This window comes from Burkholderia sp. LFS061 (assembly GCF_047978125.1).
In the GTDB taxonomy this organism is placed as follows: domain Bacteria; phylum Pseudomonadota; class Gammaproteobacteria; order Burkholderiales; family Burkholderiaceae; genus Burkholderia; species Burkholderia pyrrocinia_C.
Map to the genome: position 1 here is coordinate 52,782 of NZ_JBFPFS010000016.1, position 18,095 is coordinate 70,876.

Genomic DNA, 18,095 nt, shown 5'->3' on the forward strand with positions numbered 1-18,095 from the left:
GCATGTAATGGATTTCTCCCGATTCTTCATCGACCGGCCGATCTTCGCGGTCGTGCTGTCGATCGTCATCTTCGCGATTGGCCTGATCTCGATCCCGATGCTGCCGGCCGGCGAATACCCGGAAGTCGTGCCGCCGAGCGTCGTCGTGCGTGCGACGTACCCGGGCGCGAACCCGAAGGAAATCGCCGAATCGGTCGCCGAACCGCTGGAAGAGGCGATCAACGGCGTCGAAGGCATCATGTACATGAAGTCGGTCGCCGGATCGGACGGCAGCCTGCAGGTCGTCGTCACGTTCCTGCAGGGCGTCGATCCCGACACGGCCGCCGTGCGCGTGCAGAACCGCGTGAGCCAGGCGCTGTCGCGCCTGCCCGACGAGGTGCGCCAGTACGGCGTGACGACGCAGAAGCAGTCGCCGACGCCGCTGATGTACGTGAGCCTCTATTCGCCGGACAACAGCCGCGATTCGCTGTACCTGCGCAACTACCTGACGCTGCACGTGAAGGACGAACTGTCGCGGCTCACCGGCATCGGCGACGTCGGCGTGTACGGCTCGGGCGACTACGCGATGCGGCTCTGGCTCGACCCGAACCGGCTCGCATCGCGCGGGCTGACCGCGAGCGACGTGATCGCGGCCGTGCGCGAGCAGAACGTGCAGGTGTCGGCCGGCCAGCTCGGCGCGGAGCCGTCGCCGAAGGCGAACGACTTCCTCGTGTCGATCAACGTGCGCGGCCGCCTGCGCACGGTGCAGGAATTCAGCGACATCGTGCTGCGCAACGGCGACGACGGCCAGGTCGTGAAGCTGTCCGACGTCGCGCGCATCGAGCTCGGCGCGGGCGACTACACACTGCGCTCGTATTTCAACGACAGGCATTCGGCCGTGGTCGGCATCTTCCTGTCGCCGGGCGCGAACGCGCTCGACGTCGCGAAGGCCGTGTATGCGAAGCTCGACGAACTGTCGAAGCGCTTTCCGCCCGGCGTCGCATATCGCCCCGTGTGGGACCCGACCGTGTTCGTGCGCGAATCGATCCGCGCGGTGCAGCACACGCTGATCGAGGCCGTCGTGCTGGTCGTGCTCGTCGTGATCCTGTTCCTGCAGACCTGGCGCGCGTCGATCATTCCGCTCGTCGCGGTGCCCGTGTCGGTGGTCGGCACGTTCGCGTTTCTCCATCTGCTCGGCTATTCGATCAACACGCTGACGCTGTTCGGGCTCGTGCTCGCGATCGGGATCGTCGTCGACGATGCGATCGTCGTCGTCGAGAACGTCGAGCGCAACATCGCGCAGGGGCTGAGTCCGCGCGATGCCGCACACCAGGCGATGCGCGAGGTGTCGGGGCCGATCGTCGCGATCGCGCTCGTGCTGTGCGCGGTGTTCGTGCCGATGGCGTTCATGTCTGGTGTCACGGGCCAGTTCTACAGGCAGTTCGCGGTGACGATCGCGATCTCGACGGTGATCTCCGCAATCAACTCGCTGACGCTGTCGCCCGCGCTCGCCGCGAAGCTGCTGCGCCCGCACGGCGCGCCGAAGGATGCGCTCACGCGTGCGCTCGACCGCGCATTCGGCTGGCTGTTCCATCCGTTCAACCGCTTCTTCGAGCGCAGTTCCGAGCGCTATCACGGCGTCGTCGCGCATACGCTGAAACGGCGCGGCGTGGTGTTCGCGGTCTACGCGGCACTGCTCGCGGCCACCGCGCTGTTGTTCAACGCGGTGCCGGGCGGCTTCATCCCCGTGCAGGACAAGCTGTACCTGTTCGCGGGTGCGAAGCTGCCGGAAGGCGCGTCGCTCGCGCGCACCAGCGCGGTGACCGAGCAGATGACGAAGATCGCGCTCGGCACCGACGGCGTCGAGATGGTGCCGGCGTTTGCCGGGCTGAATGCGCTGCAGGGCGTGAACACGCCGAACATCACGAACTCGTACGTGATCCTGAAGCCGTTCGACCAGCGTCACCGCAGCGCCGCGCAGATCAACGCGGACCTGAACGCGCGCTTCGCGGCCATCGGCGGCGGCATTACCTATGCGCTGATGCCGCCGCCGATCCAGGGCCTCGGCAACGGCTCCGGCTACTCGCTGTACCTGGAAGATCGCGGCGGGCTCGGCTACGGGGCGCTGCAGAACGCGCTTGCCGCGTTCCAGGCCGCGGTCGCGAAGACGCCGGGGATGAGCTACCCCGTCAGCTCTTACCAGGCGAACATCCCGCAGCTCGAGGTGAAGGTCGACCGGCTGAAGGCGAAGGCGCAGGGCGTCGCGCTGACCGACCTGTTCAACACGCTGCAGGTTTATCTCGGCTCGATGTACGTGAACGACTTCAACGTGTTCGGCCGCGTGTATCGCGTGATGGCGCAGGCCGATGCCGGTCACCGGCAGACGGCCGCCGACATCGCGAACCTGCGCACGCGCAACGCGAAGGGCGAGATGGTGCCGATCGGCTCGATGGTGACGGTGGGGCCCGCGTACGGGCCCGACCCGGTCGTCCGCTACAACGGCTATCCGGCCGCCGACCTGATCGGCGACGCCGATCCGAAGGCGATGTCGTCGTCCCAGGCGATCGCGAAGCTCCAGCAGATCGCGAAGGAGGTGCTGCCGCCCGGCATCACGCTCGAATGGACCGACCTCAGCTACCAGCAGGTCACGCAAAGCAACGCGGCGATCGTCGTGTTCCCGCTCGCGGTGATGCTCGTGTTCCTCGTGCTCGCATCGCTGTATGAGAGCTGGACGCTGCCGCTCGCGGTGATCCTGATCGTGCCCGTGTGCATGTGCGCGGCGCTGTTCGGCGTGTGGTTGTCGGGTGGTGACAACAACGTGTTCGTGCAGGTCGGTCTGGTCGTGCTCATGGGGCTCGCGTGCAAGAACGCGATCCTGATCGTCGAGTTCGCACGCGAGCTCGAAATCCAGGGCAAGGGCGTGATCGAAGCCGCGCTCGAGGCATGCAAGCTGCGGCTGCGCCCGATCGTGATGACGTCGGTCGCATTCATCGCCGGCTCGGTGCCGCTGCTGATCGGCAGCGGCGCGGGCAGCGAAGTGCGCGCGGCCACCGGCGTCACCGTGTTCGCGGGAATGCTGGGCGTCACGCTGTTCGGGCTGTTCCTGACACCTGTGTTCTACGTGGCGATCCGCAAGCTCGCGGGCGGCACGCCGGCCGTCTGGAGCGAACAGCACGGCACCCTCGAAGGAGAAAACCGATGAGCGCCGCTTTCCGTCTTTCCGCGCTCGCGATGTCGGTGACGATGGCCGCGTGCGCGGTCGGCCCCGATTTCAAGCGGCCCGATACGGCCACGGCCGCGCGGTTCGCGCGCGACGCGCAGCCGGCGACGCAGCGTGACGCGTCACCGTCCGATATGCCGCCCGACGCGTCGGCCGATGCCGATGCCGCGTTCTGGCGCGGCTTCGGCGATCCGGCGCTGACGCGGCTGATCGACACGGCGCTCGCGGCGAACCAGGACCTGCAGGTTGCCGTGTCGCGCTACGACGCGTCGAACGCGCTGCTGTCGCAGGCGACGTTCGACCGCTATCCGACGATCACCGCGAGCGGCCAGATCGGCCATCAACTGACGAGCAAGGATCAGGCGTTCGGCGCGCCGCGCAGCCAGCGCGATACGCCGATATCCAGCGTCGGGATCAATGCGGCATGGGAGCTCGACCTGTTCGGCCGGGTGCGCCGCTCGATCGAGTCGCAGCGTGCGGAAACGGCTGCGAGCGCGGCAGACGTGCGCGCGGTGCGCGTCGCGATCGCCGGCGAGGTCGCGAGCACGTACGTCGATCTGCGCGGTTCGCAGGAGCGGCTGCGGATCGCGCGCGACAACGCCGACAACCAGAGGCAGACGCTCGCGCTGATCAATGCGCGCGTCGGCGCCGGGCGCGGCTCCGAACTCGATGCGGCGCGTGCGCGGGCGCAGTACGAATCGACGACGTCGCGGATTGCCGTGTACGAAGCCGCGATCGGCGTCGACGAGCACCGGCTCGCGGTGCTGACCGGGCAGACGCCGGATGCGCTGATCGGCCGGTTCGATCTCCCGAAGGCAGCCGCTTCGCCGGGCACGCCGGTGCCGCTGCCGGCGCTTGCCGCCGATATCGATCCCGGCACGCCGGGCGACCTGCTGCGCCGGCGCCCCGACGTCGCTGCCGCCGAGGCGCGGCTGCGCGCGGCGACTGCGCGCATCGGCGTCGCGACGGCCGACCTGTTTCCGCGCTTCACGCTGTCGGGGTTGCTCGGCAGCGCGACGAGCAGCTACGGGTTCTTTCGTGCGGGCAGCGACACGAACCTGATCGCGCTCGGCATTGACTGGTCATTCCTCGACGTCGGCCGCGTGCGCGCACGGATCGCCGCGAGCGACGCGGAGGCGGCCGGCCAGCTCGCGCAGTATCGGCAGACCGTGCTCGGTGCGCTGGAGGAAACGGAGAACGCGCTGCTGCGCGTCGCACGCACGCGTGACGAGACAACGCACCTCGTGCGTGCCGCGGACGACAGCGCACGTGCCGCGCAGCTCGCGCAGACGCGCTTCTCGGCCGGCGCGATCGACTACTACGAAGTGCTCGACGCGCAACGGACACTGCTGCAGGCGCAGGATGCGGCGGCCGACGCGCGCACGCGCAGCGCGGCATCGACGGTCGCGTTGTACAAGGCGCTCGCTGGCGGCTGGCCGTCGGGAACGGCGCAGCGCGCGCAAGGCCCGCTCGCGCAGTCGGGGCAGTAGCGCGGGCAGGGCGGCGCGGCAGGCCGGAACGATCTTGCCTGCCGCGCGGTGCGCGACTACATGTGGATGGGAACCGTATCGAGGTAAGATTTAATTGCAACTGCAATTAAACGAATGGAACGACCTGACATGAGTGCATTCGAACCCGATCTGTGGTTCTCGTTCGTCCGCGCGCACCGGACAATGATTCGCGAGATCGAGCGCCGCCTCGCGGATGCCGGCCTGCCCGCGTATGCGTGGTACGACGCGTTGTGGGGGCTCGAAAGCGGGCCCGACGGCACGCGCCGTATGCACGAACTGGCCGATGTGCTCGCGATCGAGCGCTACAACCTCACGCGGCTCGTCGACCGGCTCGAACAGGAGGGGCTCGTCACGCGCGCCCGTTCTGCCGACGACGGCCGCGCCGCGTACGCGAGCATCACCGACAAGGGGCGGGCACTGCGCAAGAAGATGTGGAAGGTGTACCAGTCGACGGTCTCGGAGCTCTTTCTCGGGCAGTTCACCGGCAAGGAGCAGGTGGCGATGGCCGCCGCGCTCGATCGCGCGACCGCCGCGGCGCGTGAAGCGACGGCCGACGCGAAGTAGCGGAGGCCGGCTCGCGCGTCGGCCGCGCGCATACCGGTGCATCGCCTGTGCGGCTCGCGCGAAATAGCCGGGTTCGCGTGACCATGCTTGCCCGCCGCGCGCCTGCCTGCCCGGATCGCACAGTCTGCATATCCCTCTTTCGAGTGCTGGCATGTACCGGAGCCCCAGATCCTGGCATAGGATTGCAATTGCAACGATTGCAGTTGCAACGATAGCCGGATGACAAGGACCGACATGACATCGACACACTCCCTCACGTTCTATACGGCCGACACGCCGAACGGGCACAAGATCGCGATCTATCTGGAAGAGGCCGGGCTCGCGCACGACCTCGTGCACGTGAACTTGTCCGCCGGCGAGCAGCGCAGCCCGGCGTTTCTCGCGATCAACCCGAACGGCAAGATTCCGGCCATCGTCGACCACGACACCGGGCTGGCCGTGTTCGAATCCGGCGCGATCCTCGGCTATCTCGCCGCGAAGACGGGCTGTCTGCACCCCGAAACGCTGGCCGAGCGTACGGCGGTCCAGCAATGGCTGCACTTCCAGATCGGCGGGATCGGGCCGATGCTCGGCCAGCTCTGGTGGTTCCTGCATGCATCGAAGACGGTCAATGCGGAAGCGATCGCTCGCTACCGGAACGAAGCGCGGCGCCTCTATGGGGTCGTGAACGGCCGATTGTCGGAATCGGCGTATCTCGCATCGTCGCGATACTCGATCGCCGACATCGCCGCGTTTCCGTGGCTGCGCTCGGCGGCCGAACTCGATCTCGACGTTGCCGATTACCCGCATGTCGAGCGCTGGCTCGCCGACATCGCCGCGCGGCCGGCCGTTCAGCGGGGCCTGGTCGCCTGCCGCGCTTCCTGAACCGCGGTCGCTCGCACGTTGGCCCGATCCTGTCGGACGTTGTCCCGCGGGCCGCTGTCGCGCAAAGCCGCTCTGCCCGACACTGGCGCCTCGCGGCCGGGGAAGCCCCAGGCCGCGTCCGGCGGCGCCGGCAAGCTCCGCGCGCCGTTCCGTTCAATGTGCCAACCGAGAGAGCGACCCATGCAACATCCGACCATCCGTACCCTGGCCGGCGCGACGGCGCCGACGTCGATCGTCGCCGCCCGCACCGCGCTGCTGGTGATCGATTTCCAGAATGAATATTTCAGCGGCCGCCTGCCGATTCCGGAAGGGCCGCACGCGCTCGCCAACGCGCGGCGCGTGATCGCATTCGCCGACCGTGCGGGCATTCCCGTGTTTCATGTCCAGCACGTCGGTACGGCCGACAGCCCGATCTTCGCCGACGGTAGCGACGGCTTCCGCTTTCACGCGGACCTGCAGCCGGCGCCGCACCACACGGTCGTGAAGAAGACGTCGGTGAGCGTGTTCCCGACCACGGACATCGATGCGCGCCTGAAGGCGGCCGGCATCGACACGCTGATCGTCACGGGCCTGATGACGCATGCGTGTGTCGCCGGCGCGGCCCGCGATGCAGTGCCGCTCGGCTATGCGGTGATCGTCGTCGACGATGCATGCGCGACGCGCGACCTCGACGTCGCGGACGGCGACACGGTGCCGCACCGCGATCTCCATCGCGCGACGCTGGCCGCGCTGTCGGATACGTTCGGCGACGTGCTGACGACCGGGCAGGTGCTGGCGCTCGACGTCGCCTGACGGCCGCCCGGTTCGTACTTCAGTCGGCACAGCCGGCGCGGCGTATACGATTTCGTCGCGCAAGCTCGCCTCGATCGCGCGGGTTTGCGCGAAGGTCTCGACCGGGGGCGCGAACGGATTGCGGTCGAGGATCGCGAAGCTCGCGTCCTTGCCCGCTTCGAGCGAGCCCGTGCAGTCGTCGAAACGCGGCGCGTACGCGGTGTTCACCGTATAGGCTTCGAGCATCGTGAGCAGGTCGAGGCGCTCGTGCGGATTCCACGGCGGGCTGTCGGGCTGGTCGGTCGGCAGGTACGTGACACCCGTCTGGATGATCTGCATCGGGTCCATCGTGCTGACCGACCAGTCTGAACCGGCCGCGAGCATCACGCCCGCGTCGCGCATGCTGCGGAACGGGCAATTCCGCGCGGCGCGCTTGTCGCCGAGCAGGTCGCGGTAGCGCTGTTGCTGCTCCTCGCGTTCAGCCGTCCACGGCGTCTGCGCGCTTGCGATCGCGCCGAGCCGGTCGAAACGGCTCATGTCGGCCGGATCGACGAGCTTCAGGTGCGCGAGCTGCGCGCGCCGGTCGCGCTTCGTGTGCGGCGGCGTGCCTGCGGTGCGGTCATGCGAGCCCGCGGCCGGCGCGGCGGCGCTGCTCGATTGTAGGGGACTTCGCCGGCGCGGGGCAGCCGCGCTTGCGTTGCGGGTGGCCGGTCGTTTGGCGACGGCCGGCGCGCATCGTTGCACGCGGCGCGCCGGCCCGCGCGTCAGAACATCGTGTTCCGGTTCGCGGCCGTTTCGGGCACCGACTGGATCACGTCCCAGTGCTCGACGATCTTGCCGTCCTTCACGCGGAAGATGTCGACGACCGCTTCGCCGCGATCGCCCGGACGCTCGGTCGCATGTACGTGCAGGTAAACGAGATCGCCGTCGGTCGCGCTGCGGACGAGGCGCGCACGCGATGCCGGGTTCTTCTGGAATGTACCGACGAAGTACGACACGAACGGCTTCTTGCCGTCCGGTACGTGCGGGTTGTGCTGCTTGTAGTCGTCCGCGACGACGGCGGCTGCCTCGACCGCTTCGTGCTTGTTGAAGAAGCGGTCGTAGAACGTCAGCACGAGCTGGCGGTTGGCTTCCTCGGCGGCCAGGTCGCGCGTGGCCGGGCCGGCGGCAAATGCGGCCGCCGATGCGGCCAGCAGGACGCATGCGGCAACGGCGCGAACGGGGGAGTGGAGCGATGACATGTAGCGTTTTCCTTGTCTGGCGATTCGTCGGTTGGCGTGCGATGCGCGCCTGCGGATTGCGCCGATCGTTACGATCGTGACGATCGGCGGGCGATGGGGGCTTGGCCGCGAGCACGCATGCCGTAGCGACACGCAGGGGGCGTCGCGACCGGCGACGTTGCGACGACGGGCTGCATCGTCATGCTTCGTTGAACTGGCCAATTCGTACGTGCGGCTTTCGGGGCGATCGAATGGTACAGTTGCCGCGACCCCGTCACAAGAAGTCAGCGCGGTGTGAACAGGTCACACCGCGGTGACCGTGCATTGCCCGTGAAAGGGAATCCAGTCATGCCGTTCCCGCTCGCCGACGAAACCGTCGAACTCGATCAGCCGTGCCCGATCCGCGATGTGCTCGACCGCATCGGCGACCAATGGAGCCTGCTCGTGCTCGAAGCGCTGTCCGGCGGAACGATGCGCTTCAACGAACTCGGCCGCGCGATCGGCGATGTGTCGATCCAGATGCTGTCGCGCACGCTCAAGCGGCTCGAGCAGGACGGCTTCGTCAGCCGCACGCTGTTTGCCGAAGTGCCGCCGCGCGTCGAATATGCGCTGACCGACCTCGGGCGTTCGTTCCTGACGCCGATGCAGGCGATGATCCGGTGGGCCGACGAACATCATCGTGCGATCTGTGCCGCGCGCCTTCGGGCACGGGGGCAGGAGGGCGGCGCGCGCTGAGGGGATGCACGTGCCGTTCTGTCGCTTGTCGGGCTGTTGCGGACGGAGCGCGATGCGGTGACGCATGTTCGATGCAATCGCATCGGCATCTCATGATTTCGTTATCCGAATTATTTTGCCGGAATGGACGGCTCGACGATGCCTTGCCGTATTCGTCGCGAATGCGGCGATGCGCTTGCGATATGGCGCCCGGATAATGGGCCTGGCACCGGGGGGGCGAAACATTCAGCCGTCTGTTGCGCGGCATGCGATGCGCGCGATAAGAGAGTGGCGGGAATTCGGTCGATGCACGATGACGCGCCGGAGATCGGCGGACATATTGCGTGTCGACGTTGCCTGATTGGACGCCCAGGCGTCGGCTTTGGCGGTCGGGATCGTTCCGGGGAAGGGGCGAGCGGCGCAGCCGCCGCGAGTGCGCCTGTCGGGCACCATGATTCCGGAGCCGAACGACGCGGGTTCGCACGCCGTCCGGCTTTGGGCCCGGGGCCGCCATGGGCCGGACCCGGGCAACCGCCTATCGCCACGAACCGTCGACGTAGACCCACACTTGTCCCTGGCGACGCCAGTAGCCGGGCACCCAGCGACGCCCGGGGCGTCGTGCGACCCAGCGGCCGGGCACCCATATATAGCGGCCGCGCTGCCAGCGCCAGTAACCGTCCGTCCATATATAGCCGTGCGGCCGTGGTGGCGGCGGGCGGCGGTCGTGCCGGGCCGCCGGCGGCCCGAAGCCCGGGCGGTCGGCATAAGGCGGCCCGCCGGGCACGCGGTTCGGGCCGGACGGCCGGTACACCGGCGGCGCGGGCTGGGCCGAGGCGGCGCGGAGCCAGCCGGTGCCGACGAAGGCGGCGGTCAATCCGATGGCGCGCAGCAACGAGCGTCGATTCATGGCGTGTCCTGTTCTGTATTGGAGGCTGCCTTACATTAGCGTGCCGGTACACCTGCCGGGTTACGCCGGCGGTTAAGGCTGTTACCGCGTGTCACGGCACACGGCTGGGCGGCCAGCCGGTGGAGATCGGCCTTCCGTTTCTGCGGACTGACAGGCGGACATCGCCCGCTGCACGGGCGTCGCTCCCTGTTTACTGGTCGACCGACACGTTTTAGACGATCGAAGCTCGGCATTTGAGGCTGAAATGGGTAAAAATTGCCGATTTTGGGGTTTCGGTTGAACCTGTTTGTTGTTTCTATGCAACCGTCAAGACGGCGACATGAAAGAATGGTGCGATGAAAGCCTCCAAAAAGCCCCCGTCAAGAAGTCAAAAACAGACGTCAAAACAAATACTTATAACTCAGCCCCACTTTCATTATTTCTAGTTCTGGAAAAGCTTATTTCTTTATTTGCGGATCGCGCCCCTAGGGTACACCCCTAAACTCACGGTTCCCAAACGGGCAACTATCCGGGCGCGGCCAGCAGGACCGATGGCGTTCCCGGGCGGTTGAGACCGTTTATGAAACAAGGTCGCGAGACCTGCCTCTTTTTAGAAGGGAGCTCCACGAATGAACAAGACTCTGATCGTTGCAGCAGCTGCAGCATCGTTCGCTACCGTCGCTCACGCGCAAAGCAGCGTCACGCTGTACGGCGTGCTGGACGCAGGCATCACCTACACGAGCAACGTCCAACCGGCACTGGGTCAAGCTGGCAAGTCGCGTTGGGCGATGGGTTCGGGCATTGACCAGAGCCGTTTCGGCCTGCGTGGCTCGGAAGACCTGGGTGGCGGCCTGAAGGCAATCTTCACGTTGGAAAGCGGCTTCAACATCGGTAACGGCAAGTTCGCGAACGGCAACGGCGGCATGTTCAACCGTCAAGCTTTCGTCGGCCTGTCGAGCCAATACGGCACGGTCACGCTGGGTAAGCAGTATGACGCAACGCAAGACTACCTGGCGCCGCTGACGGCAACGGGTTCGTGGGGCGGCACGTACTTCGCGCACCCGCTGAACCTCGACCGTCTGAGCACGAACGGCGATGTCGCAGCGAACAACACGATCAAGTTCACGAGCGCGAACTACGCTGGCCTGCAATTCGGCGGCACGTACTCGTTCTCGAACAACACGAACTTCGGCAACAACCGTGCATACAGCGCGGGCGTTGCATACCAGTTCCAAGGTCTGAAGCTCGCAGGTGCGTACTCGCAAGCGAACCTGGGTGACGGTACGAACGGCAACGGCGCAACGTCGTCGGCGATCGGTGGCATCGCTAGCCAAGGCCGCGTCCGCACGTACGGTGCTGCTGCTGGTTATGCATTCGGTCCGGCACAAGTCGGCGCTGCATGGACGCAAGCGCGTCTCGACAACAATGCAGTCGCTCTGGGCACGCTGCGCACTGACAACTACGAAGTCAACGCAAAGTACAACCTGACGCCGGCTCTCGGCCTGGGCGCTGCTTACACGTACACGAACGCGAAGATCAACAACGGCAGCACGCACTGGAACCAGTTCGGCCTGCAAGCTGACTACGCATTGTCGAAGCGCACGGACGTCTACGCACAAGCTGTGTACCAGCGTGCAGCGAAGAACGGCATTGGCGCATCGATCTACAACGGCGACAGCTTCAACAACAACCTGCCGAGCTCGTCGATCAACCAAACCGCAGCAACGGTTGGTCTGCGTCACCGCTTCTAAGCGTGACGGCGGGGTAACCCGCTTCGTAGCATCGAAAAAGGCGCCTTCGGGCGCCTTTTTTTCGTCTGTGGAATGTAATGTCGGCGATTCAAATCGTCCGGATGCAAAAAAGCGAGGCCTGTGCCTCGCTTTTTTGTTGCGCGCCGTTAGGGCGCGGTGCCGCCGGCAGATGGCTCAGCGCGTGTATTCGCCGTTGGCTTCCGGCTGGAACACGATCGCGGCGACCTTCATCAGCTTTTCGGCGCCGCTCGGCTGCATCACCTTGACCATCTGGCCGCGCTGCGTACCCAGCAGCGCCATGCCGACGGGCGAGAAGACGTTCAGGCGGCCGAGTTCGAGATTGGCGGCGTCCGGATAAACAATCGTCCAGGTGGCCTGTTCCTGGGTCGCTTCATCGAGCAGCGTGATCTGCGAGTTCATCGTGACGACGTTTGCCTTGATGGCGTCGGGCTGGACGATGTCGGCGCGTTCGAGCAGCGTGTCGAGCATTGTCTGGAATCGCGGGTTGTGTTCGGCGTGCTTCTCGAGGCGAGCGACGTCGAGTTCAGTCAACTGGTAAAGGCGTTGTTTCATGGCAGTTCTCCAAATGATCGGCAGGGGCAGGCGTGGCGTGCCTATGAGGATCGCCCGGAGCCTGTCTGACCTGGCTCCGGGAGGAGACCGAGCCGTCAGATCAGGCGCCGGGCAGGGGCGAGCGGCGCCTGGGCCGTGCGTCGAGCGAGTGGATGCGCCGGATGGCCGGCGCGTGCGCGCGCGCCGGCCGGGCCGGACAGCGAAACCGAGAGGGGCGTGAGCGCGTACATGGTGGATGGAGTATCGAATCGACTGGCGAATAAAACCTTACGATTTTACAACACAACCTTCGGGATATGTGATCCGGCTGTTGGCGTTTCGTCAGCGATTGTTGTGCGGATGAGGCAAGTGGCAATGCCCCGGTCCATAAACAGTGGGCGATATTTTCCAAAATCGCAACGCTGTATGTTGAAACTAAGGGTTTCCCCTTGGAGTGGCGAGAACTACACTGAACTCAATCGCTTCAGACAGTCCTGCCGAGGCGACGTCAAAAGAGAACATATTCCGGAGGTAAATCATGAAGTCGATCATCTACGCAGCCATCGCCGCATCCGTCCTTGCCGCCCCGATCGCGTCGTTTGCGCAGTCCGACCAAGGGCTGACCCGCGACCAGGTCAAGGCCGAACTCGTGCAACTCGAACAGAACGGCTACAAGCCGCTGGCGAGCGATTCGCAATATCCGAGCAATATCCAGGCGGCCGAACAACGGATCCAGCCGAACCAGCCGATGCTCGCGCAGGCCGATACGAGCGGCTACGGTGCGGTGGCGACGGGTGCCGGACAAACTGGCCGCCGCATGACGCGGGAAGCACCGAATCCCGTGAACTCGGTCTACTTCGGCAACTAACCGAACGTCCCCGGTCTGCCCGAGCGCACCGCTTAATCGACGAGACGCGCGCCGTCCGCGCGCGTTGTTCGCCCGCAGGAGCAGAACCTCCGTCGCCGCATGCCGGCGGCTTTCCGCCCAGACGCTTACGCGTTTGGGCCTTTTTTGCTGGAGCGGGTCAGACGGACGTAACCGCGGGCGTGCCGTGGATGTAGTGTTCGAGCTGGCTGATCGTGAACTGCTGATCGGCAATCACGCTCTTCACGAGGTCGCCGATCGAGATGAGGCCGATCAGCTTGCCGCCGTCGAGGACGGGCAGGTGGCGCATCCGGTGCTCGGTCATCAGCGCCATGCACTCGTCGGTGGACTGCGACGGTTCGACGTAGCGCACCTTCGCCGTCATGATTTCCTCGACGCGGGTGGCTTTCGATGAACGGTCCTGCAGGACGATCTTGCGCGCGTAGTCGCGCTCGGTGACGATGCCTGCGATGTCGTCGCCGTCCACGACCAGCAAGGCGCCGATGCCCTTTTCCGCCATCAGCTTGATGGCGTCGTAGACGAGGTCGTTCTTCTTGACGGTGTAGATGGTGCGGCCCGAATCCGGCTTGGCCTTGAGAATCTGCGCGACAGTCGTGCTCATTCGCTTTCTCCGTGTGCAGGTCGATGCAGGGAAGGCAGGCGTGATGCGCGTCACCCGATGGGCCCAGTATAGCCGGGCAGGCGGCGGCAGTCGCGTGACGTTTCCAGATTAGCGGTAAACTCCCGTCACGCACTATCCACACAACTCCTACATTCCTGAACGTTTCGATTGAATTCATGATGTCTTTGCGTCCCCAATCGCCCACGCCGGGCAATGGCCAGGCCGACGAGTGCGTGACGCTCGTCGCCACTGCGTCGCTGCCTACGCGCTACGGTACGTTCACGTCATACGCATTCCGCGTATCGGGCAGCGATGCCGAACATCTCGCGCTCGTGATGGGCGACGTGACCGGCGAGCAGTCCGTGCTGACGCGACTGCATTCCGAATGCCTGACCGGCGACGTGTTCGGCTCGTACCGCTGCGATTGCGGCGAGCAACTCGATCTCGCGTTGCGCTACATCGCGGCCGAAGACCGCGGCGTGCTGCTGTATCTGCGCGGCCATGAGGGGCGCGGGATCGGCCTGAGCAACAAGATTCGCGCATACGCGCTGCAGGAGCAGGGGCGCGATACTGTCGAGGCGAACCTCGACCTCGGCCTGCCCGACGACGCTCGCGAATACGACTCGGCCGCCGCGATCCTCCGGATCCTCGGCGTGACGTCGGTGCGCTTGATGAGCAACAACCCGAAGAAGTTCGACACGCTCGCGAAGCACGGCATTCCCGTCTGTGAACGCGTGGCGCTCGCGGTGCCCGTGCGCGAGGAAAACGAGCGTTATATCCGTACGAAGCAGACGAAGTTCGGGCATTACTTCGAGGAAAACGAGTAATTACAGCGGGCGCACTGGCGCCCGTTTCTCGCTGCTTGTTCTTCCGATCGTCGTCGGCCGACGCGACGATCGCGATTTCCCCTTCATCCGTTCTGCATCCGGGTTCGTGACGTTACCTGAACGGCATACGTGCATCGGGCCGTCAGCGCCATGCGGCGTTCTGCAGCACGATCCTGTAGCCGTCGGCATCCTCGAATGTCTGGCCCGATATCTCCCAGTACGGATTGAACGACATCACAGGCATGAAGCCGTGCGCGGTCGCGCGCTCGCAGGCAGCTTCCCATGCCGGACGATCGGGCAGGTAGAAGACGATAAGGTCTTCGGGCGTTGGAGACGGCGCGATCGGATGGTCCGGGCAGTGCGTGAATTCGAAGTGGTAGTCGAGTCCTTCGCGTCCGAGCATCACGCCGGAAAAGCCGTCGTGATCTTCGAAGCGCGCGAGCACCGACAATTCGAGGGCGTCGCGATACATGCGCTCGGTTCTGGCAAGGTTGCCAACCGGGCGGGCAATGCGCAGATGGGCGTGCAAGTTGGACTCGGGGGGGGGCCCCTATGTCCTTCGTCAAGCGTTAGGGGCTGACTTGGGTTTGTAAATGGTGCCGTCGCGCAGCATGGCGAACAGGACGTCGCAGCGTCGCCGTGCCAGCGCGATGAGCGCTTGGTTGTGGCGCTTGCCCTGCTGGATTTTGCGCGCGTAGTAAGCCCGCGAGACAGGATCCCGCAATGCCGCAAAGGCGGATAGGAACAAGGCGCGCTTGAGCATTTTGTTGCCGCGTCTGGATGGATGCTCACCACGAATGGATGAACCTGAACGCCGGGTGACCGGGGCAAGGCCAGCATAGGCCGCCAAGTGGGCGGCCGAAGCGAACGCTTTATGCGCGACCTCGGTCAGGAGTCCGGCGGCGGTCCTGACGCCGACTCCCGGCATGCTGGTCAGGACCGGCCAAAGAGGGTGAGCAAGCACCAGTCGCTCAACTTCGGCGGCGACCTCGTCGCGTTGCTTACGCAAGGCCGCAAGCTGCTGGGCCAAGCGAGGCATGACGATGGTGGCAGCTTGCGTGCCGGGCACGGTCACGGCTTGTTCGCTCAGCGCCTGAACGATCTCGGCCGCCAAGCCTTTGCCCATGCGAGGAGCGAGCTTGGTCAGGCGATTGGCGAGCGTCTTCTCGCTGGTGGCGGCAAGCGCGGCGGGCGACGGATAGCGCTCAAGCAGATCGAGCACCGCTGGATGGTCGAGGCGCGGTCCGAGAACGCGTTCGAGAGCGGGATGGATCTGGGTGAGCAAGCCGCGAATGCGGTTGCTGGTTTGAGTGACTTGGTCGGCGAGATCGTCGTCGAAGCCGCACAGCATGGTGAGTTCGGCGAGTTGCTCGTCGGCCAACCGAAGCGAGCGCAGTGTGTGCGGCATCGAGCGAGCGGCTTCGGCAATGATCGCGGCATCGCGGGCATCGGTCTTGGCTTCGCCGGCGTGCAGATCAGCGATGCGGCGCATAGCCAGTCCCGGCAGATAGGCGACGAGTACGCCTTCATTGCGGGCAACGGCCACGGGAAGCGCGCCGATGGTGGAAGGCTGATCGACGACGAACAGGAGTCGGCCGTGAGTCTTGAGTTCGGCGATGAGGGCGCGTAGCTTGGCCTCGTCGTTGGGTAGCGCCTTGTTGTACAGGCGCTTGCCATTCCGATCGAGCGCGACGGCATGATGCTGGCCTTTACCGACATCGACGCCGATGAAGACATCGACGGCGCCATGTTGTTGAGTGTCTTGCATCGAAGTATGAGCAGAGTGAACGGATTGGCCTGCAACAACGGTGGCAAGTCTCGGCATCCACGTTACGGACGGCGTCGGGATATCCCGGCCAAACCCCTATTAGCGATCACCAGCCACCCACCAGGCCCGGTGACAACACCCCCCGGATCATGACTGCGACTGGGGGCGGGAATCATGCCGGGCCTGGCTGGCCAAAGCCCCGATTATCGGGGCGTGAAGATAGTAACGGGGCGTGGCAGTCCCGCCGATGATAATCCGACCGATTCGGATTGTGGCGCGCCGGAATGCTCTGGCAGAGGGCGTCGGGCGGTATGGCCCCGCAATTCGCACAGGCAATAAAAAAGCCCGCTGCTTGAGCGGGCTGAATCCATGTTTGGAGACATGGAGGAGACAGACGTAAATTTAAGGGAAAACCCGAAGATTGGCAAGCCCCCGTTGTATCGATGCAACTTGCTGCCGTACCGGCCGCCTCGCGTCGACGCAACCGATACCGCACTTACATGCCGCCGGCCCGCGCGTGCGCCGCAAACGCGCCAAACCGCTCCTGCGCGACAGGCAGCGCGTACTTGTCGCGCATCTCCGTCTCGATCCACGCACAGGCCTCGCGCGCGCAGTCGGTCAGCGCGTGCCGCGTCGCGTGTCCGTCGATGTCGTAGACGAAGCGCACGCCAACCTCGTCGTCGGCAACTTTCCGTTCGAGCTGGTTGAGTTGCAGTTGCGGCCCGTGCTGTTGCGACAGCGCGCGCAGCTCGTCGAAGTGATATTCGAGCCAGTCCGCGAAGAACAGCGCGTCGCTGTGGCACGGCAGGCGGAAAGCCGCGCTGCGCGACGGGCGCGGCCCGGCTTCGCCGGCCGCCGCGCGCGGTTCGCTGTTCGCGGCGAGGGACGCGTCGACGGGCGCGAGCGGATGCTGAATCCGCCGGTACGGTGCGTGGTCGCGCAGCGCATGCCACAGCAATTCGTCGCCAGCGGCGCCGGACGGCTGCATCGTCAGGTCATGGCGGCCGTCGCCGGCATGGGCGATGTCGCGGATCACGAGGCGCAGCGAGCACAGCGGCTCGTCCGCGACCAGCAGCGTCGCCGCGCGCGGCAGCCCGCAGACGAGCGGCGCGGCGCCGGCGGCACGAAACACGAGCCCGCGGCGGTCGAGCCGCACGAGCGGCAGCGGCCTGGGAAACGACGGATAGGCGACCGCGATGCGGGCGCCGTTGGCGCTCGTCAACCCGGGCATCATCGCGCGAAAGACCTGAGACTGGTCCACGTTGGTTCTCCTTCGTTACGATGCCGCCCGGACGGAAACGCGCGTTCCGGCTCAGGCGGCGATGGCTTGCCGGGCTGCCTGCCCCGGCTCGATTCCTAGTGCCGCAAACGTTTGCGGATCAATATCGATCCAGCACGCGACCACCAGACGTCCGTCCACCTGCTTCGGCGGGCCTGCGCGGTGCGCGTGTATGCCGATCCGGCGGAACAGCCGCTCCATGCTCGCGAACGTCACGCCGATCAACTGCCGTGCGCCAAGCTGCGCCGCGCATTCGACCACGGCCGCGAGCATCGGTCGCACGGCCCATTCGGCATTGCGCGACCCGCCTTCGTCGTCGGTCGCCGCGAACCTGGACAGCTCCCAGACGGCCGCCGACTGCGGCAGCGGCATGTCTGCGGCGATCAGGTCGGCGAACAGCGACTGCAGCAGATACGGGCGCGTCGTGGGCAGCAGGCGCGCACATCCGCACACGTCGCCGCCGGCATTTCGCGCGAACACGTACACGGTATCGTCGCGATCGAACTGGTCGCGCTCGAAGCTTTCGTTCGCCGACGGGAGCTCCCAACCGAGTTGTTCGACGAACACGCGGCGCCGGTAGCGCCCGAGATCCGCTGCAAGTTCGTGTGGCAACCGCCCTTCTTCGTGAACGAAGGTCCGCATGGTGTCCTCGGATTTGTGCTTTTGTATGCATGCATTACATCGCGCGGCACGAGGGGGCGG

At 65.7% G+C, this 18,095-nt stretch carries 17 protein-coding genes and 1 pseudogene; 9 read left to right on the forward strand and 9 right to left on the reverse strand.

The window, feature by feature from the left end:
• The first annotated feature begins 7 nt into the window (after positions 1-7).
• The 5 genes from ACNQQL_RS16590 (at position 8) to ACNQQL_RS16610 (ending at position 6,930) form a co-directional block, all read left to right on the forward strand.
• Complete coding sequence (locus tag ACNQQL_RS16590) at positions 8-3,181, forward strand: multidrug efflux RND transporter permease subunit (protein WP_347064768.1); 3,174 nt, start codon at positions 8-10, stop codon at positions 3,179-3,181.
• Positions 3,178-4,689, forward strand: a complete 1,512-nt coding sequence (locus ACNQQL_RS16595) for an efflux transporter outer membrane subunit (RefSeq protein WP_347064769.1) — start codon at positions 3,178-3,180, stop codon at positions 4,687-4,689. Before ACNQQL_RS16590 ends, ACNQQL_RS16595 begins: the two co-directional genes overlap by 4 nt.
• 129 nt (positions 4,690-4,818) lie before the next feature.
• Positions 4,819-5,274, forward strand: a complete 456-nt coding sequence (locus tag ACNQQL_RS16600) for a MarR family winged helix-turn-helix transcriptional regulator (RefSeq protein WP_347064770.1) — start codon at positions 4,819-4,821, stop codon at positions 5,272-5,274.
• Between the two features lie 234 nt (positions 5,275-5,508).
• Positions 5,509-6,138 (forward strand): glutathione S-transferase family protein, encoded by a 630-nt coding sequence (locus ACNQQL_RS16605; RefSeq protein ID WP_175959477.1) that lies wholly within the window; start codon positions 5,509-5,511, stop codon positions 6,136-6,138.
• Between the two features lie 180 nt (positions 6,139-6,318).
• The gene (locus ACNQQL_RS16610; protein ID WP_204421426.1) at positions 6,319-6,930 is read left to right on the forward strand and encodes a cysteine hydrolase family protein; all 612 of its coding nucleotides are present in this window, start codon (positions 6,319-6,321) and stop codon (positions 6,928-6,930) included.
• 102 nt (positions 6,931-7,032) lie between these two features.
• Here the strand turns inward: ACNQQL_RS16610 and ACNQQL_RS16615 are convergent.
• Positions 7,033-7,653 (reverse strand): annotated as a pseudogene (locus ACNQQL_RS16615) (amidohydrolase family protein); the annotation flags it as partial.
• Positions 7,654-7,673: 20 nt separating this feature from the next.
• Complete coding sequence (locus tag ACNQQL_RS16620) at positions 7,674-8,150, reverse strand: nuclear transport factor 2 family protein (protein ID WP_347064771.1); 477 nt, start codon at positions 8,148-8,150, stop codon at positions 7,674-7,676.
• Between the two features lie 327 nt (positions 8,151-8,477).
• Here ACNQQL_RS16620 and ACNQQL_RS16625 point away from each other — a divergent pair, with 327 nt between their 5' ends.
• Positions 8,478-8,864 carry a helix-turn-helix domain-containing protein gene (locus ACNQQL_RS16625; protein WP_347064772.1) on the forward strand — a complete coding sequence of 129 codons (387 nt, stop codon included), beginning with the start codon at positions 8,478-8,480 and terminating at the stop codon, positions 8,862-8,864.
• Positions 8,865-9,378: 514 nt separating this feature from the next.
• On the opposite strand, the gene ACNQQL_RS16630 is transcribed toward ACNQQL_RS16625, so the two are convergent.
• Positions 9,379-9,750 carry a YXWGXW repeat-containing protein gene (locus ACNQQL_RS16630; protein WP_072442477.1) on the reverse strand — a complete coding sequence of 124 codons (372 nt, stop codon included), beginning with the start codon at positions 9,748-9,750 and terminating at the stop codon, positions 9,379-9,381.
• Positions 9,751-10,358: 608 nt separating this feature from the next.
• On the opposite strand from ACNQQL_RS16630, the gene ACNQQL_RS16635 reads away from it, so the two are divergent.
• Positions 10,359-11,480 carry a porin gene (locus ACNQQL_RS16635; protein WP_347064773.1) on the forward strand — a complete coding sequence of 374 codons (1,122 nt, stop codon included), beginning with the start codon at positions 10,359-10,361 and terminating at the stop codon, positions 11,478-11,480.
• A 174-nt stretch (positions 11,481-11,654) separates the two neighbouring features.
• Here the strand turns inward: ACNQQL_RS16635 and ACNQQL_RS16640 are convergent, their stop codons facing one another.
• The gene (locus tag ACNQQL_RS16640; protein WP_006486027.1) at positions 11,655-12,053 is read right to left on the reverse strand and encodes a GreA/GreB family elongation factor; all 399 of its coding nucleotides are present in this window, start codon (positions 12,051-12,053) and stop codon (positions 11,655-11,657) included.
• Between the two features lie 517 nt (positions 12,054-12,570).
• On the opposite strand from ACNQQL_RS16640, the gene ACNQQL_RS16645 reads away from it, so the two are divergent.
• Complete coding sequence (locus tag ACNQQL_RS16645; protein ID WP_347064774.1) at positions 12,571-12,900, forward strand: DUF4148 domain-containing protein; 330 nt, start codon at positions 12,571-12,573, stop codon at positions 12,898-12,900.
• Between the two features lie 157 nt (positions 12,901-13,057).
• Here ACNQQL_RS16645 and ACNQQL_RS16650 read toward each other — a convergent pair whose 3' ends face one another.
• Positions 13,058-13,519, reverse strand: a complete 462-nt coding sequence (locus ACNQQL_RS16650; protein WP_072442482.1) for a CBS domain-containing protein — start codon at positions 13,517-13,519, stop codon at positions 13,058-13,060.
• A gap of 176 nt (positions 13,520-13,695) precedes the next feature.
• On the opposite strand from ACNQQL_RS16650, the gene ribA reads away from it, so the two are divergent.
• Positions 13,696-14,346, forward strand: coding sequence for a GTP cyclohydrolase II (gene ribA / locus ACNQQL_RS16655; protein ID WP_034180409.1), 651 nt, complete (start codon positions 13,696-13,698; stop codon positions 14,344-14,346).
• A 142-nt stretch (positions 14,347-14,488) separates the two neighbouring features.
• Here ribA and ACNQQL_RS16660 read toward each other — a convergent pair whose 3' ends face one another.
• From ACNQQL_RS16660 to ACNQQL_RS16675, 4 genes are all read right to left on the reverse strand, one after another.
• Positions 14,489-14,875, reverse strand: a complete 387-nt coding sequence (locus tag ACNQQL_RS16660) for a VOC family protein (protein WP_034180408.1) — start codon at positions 14,873-14,875, stop codon at positions 14,489-14,491.
• 33 nt (positions 14,876-14,908) lie between these two features.
• A complete protein-coding gene (locus ACNQQL_RS16665; RefSeq protein ID WP_347064775.1) occupies positions 14,909-16,114 on the reverse strand; it encodes an IS110 family transposase in 1,206 nt (401 codons plus the stop codon).
• Between the two features lie 496 nt (positions 16,115-16,610).
• Positions 16,611-17,375: a hypothetical protein gene (locus ACNQQL_RS16670; protein WP_072442484.1), complete on the reverse strand. Its 765-nt coding sequence runs from the start codon at positions 17,373-17,375 to the stop codon at positions 16,611-16,613.
• 51 nt (positions 17,376-17,426) lie between these two features.
• Positions 17,427-18,035 (reverse strand): acyl-homoserine-lactone synthase, encoded by a 609-nt coding sequence (locus ACNQQL_RS16675; RefSeq protein WP_347064776.1) that lies wholly within the window; start codon positions 18,033-18,035, stop codon positions 17,427-17,429.
• Between the last annotated feature and the right edge of the window lie 60 nt (positions 18,036-18,095).